Raw genomic sequence first — 362 nt, 5'->3', positions numbered from 1 at the left:
CCGGTGGTGGCGGTCTGCTCCTCCACTGCGGAGGTGATGGTCAGCTGGTAGTCGTTGATCCTGCTGATGATCTCGCTGATCTCGGCGATGGCCGCGACCGCGCTCTCGGTGTCGGCCTGGATCGCCTCGACCCGCTTGGAGATGTCCTCGGTCGCCTTCGCGGTCTCCTGGGCCAGGTCCTTGACCTCCCCGGCCACGACCGCGAAGCCCTTGCCCGCGTCCCCGGCCCGCGCCGCCTCGATGGTGGCGTTCAAGGCCAGCAGGTTCGTCTGCTCGGCGATCGAGGTGATCGTCTTGATCACGCTGCCGATCTCCGCCGACGAGGCGCCGAGCTTGGCGACCGTCTCGTTGGTGGAGGCGGC

Annotated in this window: 1 protein-coding gene; it reads right to left on the bottom strand. The window is 68.5% G+C overall.

Annotated elements, in window-relative coordinates; translation table 11 throughout:
- Positions 1-362: methyl-accepting chemotaxis protein (locus ACWJ6R_RS38130; RefSeq protein ID WP_449066820.1), on the bottom strand; the 362-nt coding region annotated here is incomplete at both ends.

The sequence above is a fragment of the Planomonospora algeriensis genome (assembly GCF_977012225.1).
Note: the sequence above shows the minus strand (reverse complement) of the source record. Positions and strands in the feature narration are given on the sequence as shown.